Source organism: Dactylosporangium sp. NPDC049140 (assembly GCF_040648435.1).
The window spans coordinates 116,806-127,279 of record NZ_JBEZDS010000016.1; the positions used below are offsets into that span (position 1 = coordinate 116,806).

8 protein-coding genes are annotated in these 10,474 nt (G+C 73.8%); 6 read left to right on the plus strand and 2 right to left on the minus strand.

Going from position 1 to position 10,474, the window contains the following annotated elements:
- Nucleotides 1-25: 25 nt before the first annotated feature.
- The gene (locus AB0B76_RS25800) at nucleotides 26-871 is read left to right on the plus strand and encodes an AAC(3) family N-acetyltransferase (protein ID WP_360379891.1); all 846 of its coding nucleotides are present in this window, start codon (nucleotides 26-28) and stop codon (nucleotides 869-871) included.
- Between the two features lie 275 nt (nucleotides 872-1,146).
- Here the strand turns inward: AB0B76_RS25800 and AB0B76_RS25805 are convergent, their stop codons facing one another.
- Nucleotides 1,147-2,106, minus strand: a complete 960-nt coding sequence (locus tag AB0B76_RS25805) for a helix-turn-helix domain-containing protein (RefSeq protein WP_360379893.1) — start codon at nucleotides 2,104-2,106, stop codon at nucleotides 1,147-1,149.
- Nucleotides 2,107-2,161: 55 nt separating this feature from the next.
- A complete protein-coding gene (locus tag AB0B76_RS25810) occupies nucleotides 2,162-2,725 on the minus strand; it encodes a hypothetical protein (RefSeq protein WP_360379895.1) in 564 nt (187 codons plus the stop codon).
- Between the two features lie 85 nt (nucleotides 2,726-2,810).
- Between AB0B76_RS25810 and AB0B76_RS25815 the strand changes: the two genes are divergently transcribed.
- From AB0B76_RS25815 to AB0B76_RS25835, 5 genes are all read left to right on the plus strand, one after another.
- Nucleotides 2,811-4,211 carry an AlkA N-terminal domain-containing protein gene (locus tag AB0B76_RS25815; RefSeq protein ID WP_360379898.1) on the plus strand — a complete coding sequence of 467 codons (1,401 nt, stop codon included), beginning with the start codon at nucleotides 2,811-2,813 and terminating at the stop codon, nucleotides 4,209-4,211.
- The gene (locus AB0B76_RS25820) at nucleotides 4,208-4,696 is read left to right on the plus strand and encodes a methylated-DNA--[protein]-cysteine S-methyltransferase (protein ID WP_360379900.1); all 489 of its coding nucleotides are present in this window, start codon (nucleotides 4,208-4,210) and stop codon (nucleotides 4,694-4,696) included. The genes AB0B76_RS25815 and AB0B76_RS25820 overlap by 4 nt, the downstream gene beginning before the upstream one ends.
- A 43-nt stretch (nucleotides 4,697-4,739) precedes the next feature.
- The gene (locus AB0B76_RS25825) at nucleotides 4,740-6,494 is read left to right on the plus strand and encodes an ABC transporter ATP-binding protein (protein WP_360379903.1); all 1,755 of its coding nucleotides are present in this window, start codon (nucleotides 4,740-4,742) and stop codon (nucleotides 6,492-6,494) included.
- Nucleotides 6,484-8,268 (plus strand): ABC transporter ATP-binding protein, encoded by a 1,785-nt coding sequence (locus AB0B76_RS25830; RefSeq protein WP_360379905.1) that lies wholly within the window; start codon nucleotides 6,484-6,486, stop codon nucleotides 8,266-8,268. Before AB0B76_RS25825 ends, AB0B76_RS25830 begins: the two co-directional genes overlap by 11 nt.
- Nucleotides 8,269-8,477: 209 nt before the next feature.
- A complete protein-coding gene (locus AB0B76_RS25835) occupies nucleotides 8,478-10,304 on the plus strand; it encodes a tetratricopeptide repeat protein (protein ID WP_360379908.1) in 1,827 nt (608 codons plus the stop codon).
- The last annotated feature ends 170 nt before the right edge of the window (nucleotides 10,305-10,474 follow it).

A 10,474-nucleotide genomic window follows, 5' to 3' on the forward strand; every position in this document is an offset into this window, starting at 1 on the left:
TGAAGGGCTACGCGATTATGAAGGGATGGAAGCCGATGCCGTCGCGCGGACGTCCCGCCCGGGAACGACCACCGGTCTGGCCGCGCAGCTGCGCGCGCTCGGACTGCCCCCGGGAGCGACAGTCGTCACCCACTCCGCGCTGTCGCGCCTGGGCTGGGTGGCCGGCGGCGCGCACACCGTCGTGCTGGCGCTGCTGGAGGCGCTCGGCCCGCAGGGCACGCTGGTGATGCCGACCCACTCGCGGCAGCTGACCGAGCCCGCGGACTGGGGCAACCCGCCGGTCCCGGAGCCGTGGTGGGAGATCATCCGGGCCGAGACGCCCGCGTACGACCCGCGCATCACGCCGACGGGCTACATGGGCGCGGTCGTCGAGTGCTTCCGCTCGTTCCCGGGCGTCGTGCGCAGCGCCCACCCGACGGTCTCGTTCGCCGCGCTCGGCCCGCTCGCGGATCGGATCACCGGCGGCCACGGGCTGGACGACGGCCTCGGCGAGGGCTCGCCGCTGGCCCGGCTCTATGAGGCGGACGCGTGGGTCCTGCTGCTCGGCGTCGGGCACGACAACAACACGTCGCTGCACCTCGCCGAGTACCGCGCGGACGCCCCGAAGCGGTACCTGCGCCAGGGCTCCCCCGTGCTCGCCGACGGGGAGCGGCGCTGGGTCACGTACCGGGAGCTGGCCGACGACACCTCGCTCTTCGAGCCGCTCGGCGCCGACTTCGCCGAGATCACCGGCGGCGAGCGGGTGGGCCCGGTCGGGGCCGGCACCGGCCGCCTGATGCGCCAGCGCGAGCTCGTCGACTTCGGCACCCGCTGGCTGTCCCAGCGCGCGGCGAACGTCGAGAACGAGGGAGGGCCGCGCGGCGTCGCCTAGGTGGAGGGCTGAACGACGACACGCGGCCCTTGGCACGGGCGGCGCGGACTGTGAGGGGGGATCGTCCGGGCCACCCGACCGAGAAGTCTGATTCCCGAACGATTCTCGCGACATGTCCGGCCTGTGCCGCAATGCGGACATGGCGCAATGTGGACAGGTCGGCGCGGCGGCCCGGTCGGGCCGACCCGGCACACGGCGCGGCGACCCAACGCCCCGGCCCCGGCGGCCCCGGCGGCCCCGGCGAGCCGGCTCCACCGCCCGGCACGGCGGCGGCCTCAGGCGAGCCAGCCCCGGCGCCCCGCCTCGAACGCCAGCCCGGCCCGGGTATCGACCCCCGCCGTGGCCATCACCCGCTCCAGACGCCGCTGGACGGTACGTTTGCTCACACCCAGCTGCGAGGCGATCGACTTGTCCGGGAACCCGGCCACGAACAGCGACAGCAGCAGCCGCTCGGCCCCGACCGGCCCCGCGTCCGCATCGCCCTCCAGCAGCGGCGCCGCCCGCTCCCAGGTGCCCTCGAACAGCGCCAGCAGCGCGTCCAGCAGCTCACTGCGCCGGATCAGCGCGGCCGTCGGCTCCACCAGGCCGAGGTCGCGGTCGGGCACGAGGGGGCAGATGGCGATGGCGCGGTCGGCGATCGCGAGCCGGACCGGCAGCGCGTCGACGACCCGCGCCCGCTCGCCCCGGCGCACGGAGGCCGCGATGCCGTCGAGCTCCCCGGGCATCTCGATGAGCGCCCGTTCGTAGATCGCGCGGTACCGGACCCCGCGGGCCAGCGCCGAAGACTCCTCGGTGTTCTCGGGCCCGGCCATCGCGATCGGGTTGACGCGGCAGAACCACAGGATCTCGTCCTGCGCCGAGTCCTGCATGTCGCGCAGCCGCTCCCGCAGCGCCGAGGCGCCCACCACGATCTCGACGAGATGGTCGGCGATCCGCCGCCGCGACGTCGCCCGGTACTCCTCGGTGAGCCCCGCCACCACCCGCCGCGCCGAGTCGAGGGCCCGCTGCCGGCGCAGGAGGGCGTCGCCGAGCGCGACGTCGGGCGGCAGCGGCTCGAAGATCGGCCCGCCCCGCGCGAGGCCCTTGGCCCGCAGCGACTCCAGCAGGCGGGCGACCTCGGCGGCCGGGATGTCCGCGCGCTCGGCCAGGTCGTCGGTGCCCGCGCCGGCCAGACGCACCAGCAGCCGGTACACGCTCTGCTCGGCCGGGTTCAGCAGCTCCATGTCCTCGGACATGATCGTTAGCCTACGAACGGCCGCCGCCTGTGACGAGGGGGCGGCGGCCGGACGTTCAGGCCTGGGCCAGCGGGTCGCTCTTCGGGTCGTCGTAGTGCACGGTGTCGAAGTGCCCGTCGTGGTCACTGTCGGTCACGGCGTAGTCGCGGCGGCCGTCGCCGTCCTCGTCGCGGGCGATGTAGTCGGCCCGGCCGTCGTGGTTCGTGTCGCGGATGTCGGTGTCGATGTGCCCGTCGCCGTCGGAGTCGACGATCACCCGGTCGAACCGGCCGTCGCCGTCGGAGTCGAGCGCCGCGACGTCCTTGTGGCCGTCGCCGTCGGTGTCGACGAAGACGGCGTCGATGCGCCCGTCGCCGTCGAGGTCGCGCAGCTCGGTCTCGAGCGTGCCGTCGCCGTCGGTGTCGATCGCGATCCGGTCGATCACGCCGTCGTTGTCGTCGTCGTAGGCGGCCGCGTCGGCCACGTTGTCGCCGTCGCGGTCCAGCGCGTAGATGGTCTCGCCGTGCTCGCCGTGCACCTGCACGATCCGCGGCTCGTTGTCGTCGGCCGCCCCCAGCCCGGCGTGCGCGGAGCCGTGGTCGGCGGCCTCAAGTCCCTCGGTGGCCTCGTGGTCAGTCATAGCGAACAGACTAGGGCCGGGCGTCGTACAAGTACGCGTCCGAATCCCGCCAGTCGACGGCCCCCGCGCGGGGCAGGATGGAGTCGTGGAACTCGACTTCGAAACCTGTCGCAAGGCGGCGACCAGCCGCGACTCGCGCTTCGACGGCGTGTTCGTCACCGCGGTCAAGTCGACCAAGATCTATTGCCGCCCCTCCTGCCCGGCGATCGTGCCGAAGCGGGAGAACGTGCGGTTCCTGCCGACGGCCGCGGCCGCGCAGCGCGAGGGCTTCCGCGCGTGCCTGCGCTGCCGGCCCGACGCGGCGCCCGGCTCGCCCGACTGGGACGTGCGGGGCGACGTGGTCGGGCGCGCGATGCGGCTCATCGCCGACGGGGTGGTCGACCGCGACGGGGTGCCGGGGCTCGCGGGCCGGCTCGGGTACACCGAGCGCCACCTGCACCGCATGCTCGCGGCCGAGGTGGGGGCGGGCCCGCTCGCCCTGGCCCGGGCGCAGCGCGCGCAGACCGCGCGGGTGCTCATCGAGACGACCCGGCTCGGGCTGGCCGACATCGCGTTCGCGGCCGGCTTCGGCAGCGTGCGCCAGTTCAACGACACGGTCCGCGAGATCTACGGCCGCACCCCGTCGCAGCTGCGGGAGCGGCGCACGCAGCCCGAGACGGACGAGGGCCTGATCTCGGTGCGGCTGCCGTACCGGGCCCCGCTGCACGCCGAGGCGCTGCTGACGTTCCTCGGCGACCGCGCGGTGGCCGGGATCGACGGGCTGGACGCGGAGGGGTACCACCGCAACCTGCGGCTGCCCCACGGCATCGGGCGGGCGACCCTGGCCCCGCACCCGGGCCACGTGGCCGCCACGCTGCGCCTGACCGACCTGCGCGACCTGGCCCCGGCGGTGGCGCGCTGCCGGCGGCTGTTCGACCTCGACGCCGACCCGGCCGCCGTCGACGCCGTGCTCGGCGCCGACCCGGCCCTGGCGCCGATGGTGCTCAAGGAGGAGGGCGTGCGGGTACCGCGCGCCACCGACGGCTTCGAGATCGCCGTGCGGGCCGTGGTCGGCCAGCAGATCTCGGTCGCCGCCGCGCGCACCGTGCTGCGCAAGCTGATCAGCGCCGACGCCGGGCTGTTCCCGAGCGCGGAGGAGCTGCTGGCGCTGCCCGACGAGGCGTTCGCGATGCCCGAGTCGCGCCGGCGCACCCTGCGCGGGCTCGCCACCGCGGTCGTCGACGGGCTGGACCTCGACGGCGGCGGCGACCGCGACGAGACCGTCGAGCGGCTCAAGGCGCTGCCCGGCATCGGGGACTGGACCGCGCAGTACACCGCGATGCGCGCCCTCGGCGACCCCGACGCCTTCCTGCCCACCGATCTCGGGGTGCTGCGCGGCGCGCGGGCCGCCGGGCTCCCCGACAACCCGAAGGCCCTGGCCGCACACGCCGAGCGCTGGCGGCCCTGGCGGTCCTACGCCGCCATCAGACTCTGGAGGATGCCATGAGCACGTACTGGACCACGACGAACACCCCCGCCGGCCCGTTCACCATGCTCACCGACGCGGACGAGACGGTGCTGGCCAGCGGCTGGACCACCGATGTGCCCGGGCTCATGAAGCTCGCACGGCTCTCGGGCACGCCGGAGCAGCGCGCCGATCCGGGGGTACCGCTGAAGGCTCTGCAGTCCTATGTGGACGGCGATCTGGCCGCGATCGACGGCGTCGCGGTGCGCCAGCGGGGCGGGTCGTTCATCGCACACGCGTGGGACGTGCTGCGGCAGGTGCCCGCAGGCGCGCCGGTGACCTACACCGAGTTCGCCGAGCGGGCCGGGCGCCCGGCCGCGGTCCGCGCGGCCGCGATGGCCTGCGCGACGAACGCCGCGGCCCTGTTCGTGCCCTGCCACCGGGTGCTGCGCCTGGACGGGACGCTGGGCGGGTTCCGCTGGGGCCTGCCGGTCAAGCGCTGGCTGCTGGAACATGAGGCTATCTGAATATCGCTTGGCGACGATGTAACGGGACAAGTACGTTTGAAGCATGTCAGCGACCGCCGCGCACCTGCAGGCGCGGCGGCCCGGCAAGGCCCACGCGCTGTGGCGCATGCGGGTCTACCTGCAGCCGTACTACCGGCTCACCGCGTGGTCGATGCTCGCCGCGGTGCTGTCCACCGCGGCCAGCCTCGCCATTCCACTGCTCATCCAGCGCGTCGTCGACGGCCCGGTGCGCCACGGCGACACCCGCGGCCTGTTCCTGCTCGGCGGGCTCGCCGTCGCGCTCGGGGTGTGCGAGAGCGTGCTGAGCTTCATCCGCCGCTGGGCCCAGTCGGCCTCGTCGGTGGGCATGGAGGCGCGGCTGCGCGAGGATCTGTACGCGCACCTGCAGCGCCTGCCCATCGAGTTCCACGACCGCTGGCAGTCCGGGCAGCTGCTCTCGCGGGCCACCGCGGACCTGTCCTCGATCCGGCGGTTCCTGTCCTTCGGGCTCTTCTTCTTCGTGCTCAACCTCGCCACCTACCTGGCCGTGTCGGGACTGCTGATCCACCTGTACTGGCCGCTGGGCCTGTTCGTGGCGCTCAGCGCGATCCCGCTGTTCCTCATCGTGCGGCGCTTCACCGGGCGGTACTTCGCCGCCTCGCGCGAGCTGCAGGACGCGATCGGCGACCTGACCACCCAGGTCGAGGAGTCGGCGCAGGGCATCCGGGTGATCCGCGCGTTCGGCCGGCGCGACCACATGAGCGAGCGCTTCACCGGGGGCGCCCGGCACGTGCACGACCTCGGCGTGGGCAAGAGCCGCATGGTGGCGCGCACGCTCTCGCAGTTCGACCTGGTGCCCAACGTGACGCTCGCGGTGGTGCTGGTGGCCGGGGCCGTGCAGGTCTCGCGGGGCCAGCTCACCGTCGGCACGCTTGTCGGGTTCGTGGCGCTGCAGGTGATGCTGGTCTGGCCGATCGACATCCTGGGTTGGATCATCGCCAACGCGCAGGAGGCGATGAGCGCGTCCGCGCGCATCTACGAGGTGCTCGACAGCGCGCCGTCCATCGTGGACCGCCCGGGGGCCGCCACGCTGTCCACTGTGGAGGGCCGGCTGCGCTTCTCCGGCGTCGAGTTCGGCTACGAGCCCGGCCGGCCGGTGCTGCGCGGCATCGACCTCGAGGTCGAGCCGGGCGAGACCGTGGCGATCGTCGGGCTCACCGGCAGCGGCAAGACGACGCTCGTCTCGCTCGTCCCGCGGCTGTACGACGTGGACGCCGGGGCGATCACCATCGACGGGCACGACATCCGCGACATCCGCCTCGACTCGCTGCGCCGGATCGTGGGCACCGCCTTCGAGGACCCGACGCTGTTCTCGATGAGCGTGCGGGAGAACCTGACGCTCGGCCGCACCGACGCCACCGACGCCGAGATCGCCGAGGCCCTCGACATCGCCCAGGCGGGATTCGCCTACGAGCTGCCGTGGGGCCTGGACACGCGCATCGGCGAGCAGGGGCTCTCGCTGTCGGGCGGGCAGCGCCAGCGCCTCGCCCTGGCCCGCGCGGTCGTCGGGCGGCCGCGGGTGCTCGTGCTCGACGACCCGCTCTCGGCGCTGGACGTGCACACCGAGGCGCTCGTCGAGGCGGCGCTGTCGACCGTGCTGGCGGGGACGACGGCGCTGCTCGTGGTACACCGGCCGTCGACGATCGCCCTCGCCGACCGCGTGGCGTTCCTCGACGGCGGCCGCCTCGCCGCGATCGGGACGCACTCGCACCTGCTGGCCACGTGCCCCGGCTACCGCGAGGTGCTGCGTGGCGCTTGACGTCCAGCGGTGGCGGGGCACCGCGACGGAGGAGCCCGACCCGACCCGGCGCGTCGCCAGCCGGCGGCTGCTGGGCTCGCTGCTGCGCCCACACCGGGCGGCCATCGCCGCGCTCGTCGCGCTGCTGCTGGCCCAGAACCTGGCCGGGATGGCCGGGCCGCTGCTGGTGAAGCTGGGCATCGACCGCGGCATCGGCCACCCGCCGACGCTGGTGCTCGTCACCGTCCTGTTCGGCCTGGCCACCGCGGCCGAGTTCGGCACCCGGCGGGCGTTCCTGGCGCTGTCGGGCCGGGTCGGCAACGCCGTGCTGCTCGACCTGCGCGGCCGCGTGTACAACCACCTCCAGCGGCTGTCGATCGGCTTCCACGAGCGGTTCACCTCGGGCCGGGTCATCGCGCGGCTCACCAGCGACGTCGACAACATCTCCGAGCTCGTCGACGGCGCGCTGGACGACCTGGTGCTCGCCGCGCTGTCGGTGCTCTCGGTGGCCGGCATCCTGCTGTGGCTCGACCCGCCGCTGGCCCTGGTGACGCTCGCGTCGTTCCCGTTCCTGCTGTGGCTCTCGCGCTGGTTCCAGCGGGCCAGCGCGCGGGCGTACCGCCGGACCCGCGAGACGATCGCGCTGGTCATCATCCACTTCGTCGAGTCGCTGGGCGGCATCCGCGCCGTGCAGGCCTTCCGGCGCGAGCGGCGCAACGACGAGATCTTCGCCGCGGTCAACGGCGACTACCGGGACGCGAGCCTGCGCGCGCAGCGGCTCGTCGCGACGTACTCCCCCGCCATCAAGATGATCGGCAACGTCTCGGTCGCCGTGGTGCTCACCTACGGCGGCTGGCGGGTGCTGCACGGGCGCACCGAGGTCGGGGTGCTTGCCGCGTTCCTGCTCTACCTGCGCCGGTTCTACGAGCCGATGCAGGAGCTGTCGCAGTTCTACAACACGCTGCAGTCCGCGACGGCCGCCCTGGAGAAGCTGGCGGCGGTACTCGATGAGCCACCCGCGGTCGCCGAGCCGCGCACGCCCACACGCCTCGCCGCGGCGCGGGGCGAGCTCGCCTTCGACGCGGTCGAGTTCGCCTACGACGCCGGGCGCCCGGTGCTGCCACCGCTGGACCTGTTCGTCCCCGCCGGGCAGACGATCGCGCTGGTCGGCGCGACCGGCGCCGGGAAGTCCACGCTGGCCAAGCTCGTCGCCCGCTTCTACGACCCGACGGCCGGCACGGTCGCCCTCGACGGCGTCGACCTGCGCTCGCTGGCCGAGGACGACCTGCGCCGCGCGATCGTGATGGTGACCCAGGAGAACTACCTCTTCTCCGGCACCGTCGCCGACAACATCGCCTTCGGCCGCCCGGGCGCGACACGGGCCGAGGTGGAGGCGGCCGCGGCGGCGATCGGGGCGGACGCGTTCATCCGCGGGCTGCCGGACGGGTACGACACCGACGTCCGCAAGCGCGGGGGACGCCTTTCGGCCGGACAACGCCAACTCGTGGCGTTCGCGCGCGCCTTTCTGGCCGACCCCGCGGTGCTGATTCTCGACGAGGCGACGTCCTCTCTGGACATCCCGAGCGAGCGGCTGGTCCAGCAGGCGCTGCGCACGATCCTGGCCTCGCGGACCGCGCTGGTCATCGCCCACCGCCTGTCCACAGTGGAGATCGCCGACCGCGTGCTCGTCCTGTCCGGCGGCCGGATCGTCGAGGACGGCCCGCCGTCGGCCCTGATCAGCGGCGGCGGCCACTACGCCGACCTGCACGCCCAGTGGCGTGACTCCCTGCTCTGATTCTGTCGGGAAATTGACAGTTGTGCCCGTCGGTCTGCGTGAATGGCGGGGTTCATGCCGTCGATCTACCGTTGATACATCGGTTCGTGGGAGGATTCTCGTCACGCTAAGGATCTCGGCTTGTTGCCCGTAGTGATCTTCGGAGGGTCTCCTCGGTTCGTGGGGCGTTTGTTGCACTCGCTTTGGTACGGCGCGGATGAAGAGGACCGATGACTGGCGGACGCTGGAGTGGCCAGACCCGATTTCTCGTCGTGTTCGTCGGGCTGGCGCTTGTCGCCCTGGGTGTGCTGACGACGGTGCAGTTCCGCAGCACCGCCGGGGCCGCCGCCCTGGTCGGCGCCGGCGTGCTGGTCGGCCTCGCGGGCCTGTCCGGCGGCATCATCAACGTCCGCTCCACCGACCGCGAGGAGCGGCTCGCCTCCGCGGGCCGGGCCCAGCAGGACGGTGACGCCGAGGGCGCCTACGACCGCTTCGTCCAGCTCATCCGCGGCCACGCCCCGCAGGCCATCGCCTACCACGAGGGCGCCAACGCCGCGCTCTACGAGGCCGCCGGCCGCGAGGGACAGAAGCTGCAGCCCGTCTTCGGGTACTTCCTGGGCCCGATCGCCATGTCCGAGGCCCACATCATCGTCGACATCCGGGCCGGCACCGGCTTCTCGATCGCGCGGATGCAGGCGACCCTGCAGGCCCTGCTGGTCGGCCCGACGGCCTCGTTCCAGGCCGCCCTGGTCATCATCAACGCCGCCCCGGACGACTCGCTCCTCGGCTCCGTGCGCCAGCTCAGCACCGCGCTCGACCGCCCGGTCGCGGCCGTCGCCTGGCGCCTCGGCGACCACTCCGACGCCATCTCCGACGCGATCGTCTCCCTGCGCCGCGAGCTGCGCCGCCGCGAGCGCGAGTCCCCGATCGACGTGCCGTCGGAGATCCTCGACGAGTACGAGCCGGCCTACGACCCGCCGGAACCGTTCGAGCCCGTACGAATCCCGAGCCGCCCGGTCGTCGCCCCGCCGCCTCCGCCGCCTCCGCCGCCCCCGGCGATCCCGCACCAGCAGCCGCAGCGCATGGACGATGACGACGTGTACCCGCACGTCACGTCCTCGACCGTGTACGGCAGCGCCGCCGAGCACCACGACGACGACCCGGACCGGGTCGAGTGGCCCGCCCCCGAGCCCCGCCGCCGCCCGTCCCCGGCCCCGCGCGTCTACGACGACTCGGCGACCTGGCAGCGCGCGACCGACCTGCACTGGCGGGGCCAGCTCCAGGAGGCCGAGGAGGCGTACCGCGAGATCGTCGACGCCCGCGCCCACGCCCTCGGCTGGGACCACCCGGACACCCTGACCGCCCGCGACCAGCACGCGACGGTCCTGCGCGACCTGGACCGCCTCGCCGAGGCCCTGGTGGAGTGCGACGAGGCCCTGACCGCCCGCGTGCGCATCCTGGGCGAGGACCACCCCGACACGCTGACCAGCCGCAGCCACCTGGCCACGATCTACCACCAGCTCGGCGACCTGACCCGCGCCGAGGGCGAGCACCAGCGGGTGCTGGAGTCCCGCACCCGCGTCCTGGGCGCCAACCACCAGGAGACGCTGATCAGCCGCAGCAACCTCGCCAAGGTCTACCAGGACATGGGCGAGCTCGACCGAGCGATCGACGAGCACGGCACCGTGATGCGCGCTCGGGCGCGCCTGCTCGGCCCGGAGCACCGCGACACCCTGATGAGCCGCAGCCTGCTGGCGTCGGCCCTGCACCACGCGGGCCGCCTGGGCGACGCGGAGTCCGAGCACCGCGCGGTCCTGGGCAGCCGGCTGCGGCTCCTGGGCCCGGTGCACCTGGACACCGCCGTCTCCCGCCACCGCCTCGCGAGCGTGCTCCACGACCTCGGGCGGCTGGACGAGGCCATCACGGAGTACCGCGCGGCCCAGGCCGTCTACGCCGAACTCCTGGGGGCGTCGAGCCCCTTCGCGCGGGCGGCGGCGTCGGACCTGGCCCTGGCCGAGCGAGCCCTGCGGGGCGCGCAGGGCAGCCACCGCTACTGATCGCGCACGGCGGGGCGCCGTCAAGTCGGGCACGCCGATAAGTCGGGCGCTCCGCGCCGCGCAGCGATAAGTCGCGCGCTCCGCGCCGCGCAGCGATAAGTCGCGCGCTCCGCGCCGCGCAGCGATAAGTCGCGCGCTCCGCGCCGCGCAGCGATAAGTCGCGCGCTCCG

What these genes read in the sequence shown, in the direction of transcription:
- AB0B76_RS25800 (WP_360379891.1), top strand. Translation starts at nt 26, where the DNA reads ATGGAAGCCGATGCCGTCGCGCGGACGTCCCGCCCGGGAACGACCACC.
- AB0B76_RS25835 (WP_360379908.1), top strand. Translation starts at nt 8,478, where the DNA reads ATGACTGGCGGACGCTGGAGTGGCCAGACCCGATTTCTCGTCGTGTTC.
- AB0B76_RS25820 (WP_360379900.1), top strand. Translation starts at nt 4,208, where the DNA reads ATGAGCACGTACTGGACCACGACGAACACCCCCGCCGGCCCGTTCACC.
- AB0B76_RS25810 (WP_360379895.1), bottom strand. Translation starts at nt 2,725, where the DNA reads ATGACTGACCACGAGGCCACCGAGGGACTTGAGGCCGCCGACCACGGC.
- AB0B76_RS25825 (WP_360379903.1), top strand. Translation starts at nt 4,740, where the DNA reads ATGTCAGCGACCGCCGCGCACCTGCAGGCGCGGCGGCCCGGCAAGGCC.
- AB0B76_RS25805 (WP_360379893.1), bottom strand. Translation starts at nt 2,106, where the DNA reads ATGTCCGAGGACATGGAGCTGCTGAACCCGGCCGAGCAGAGCGTGTAC.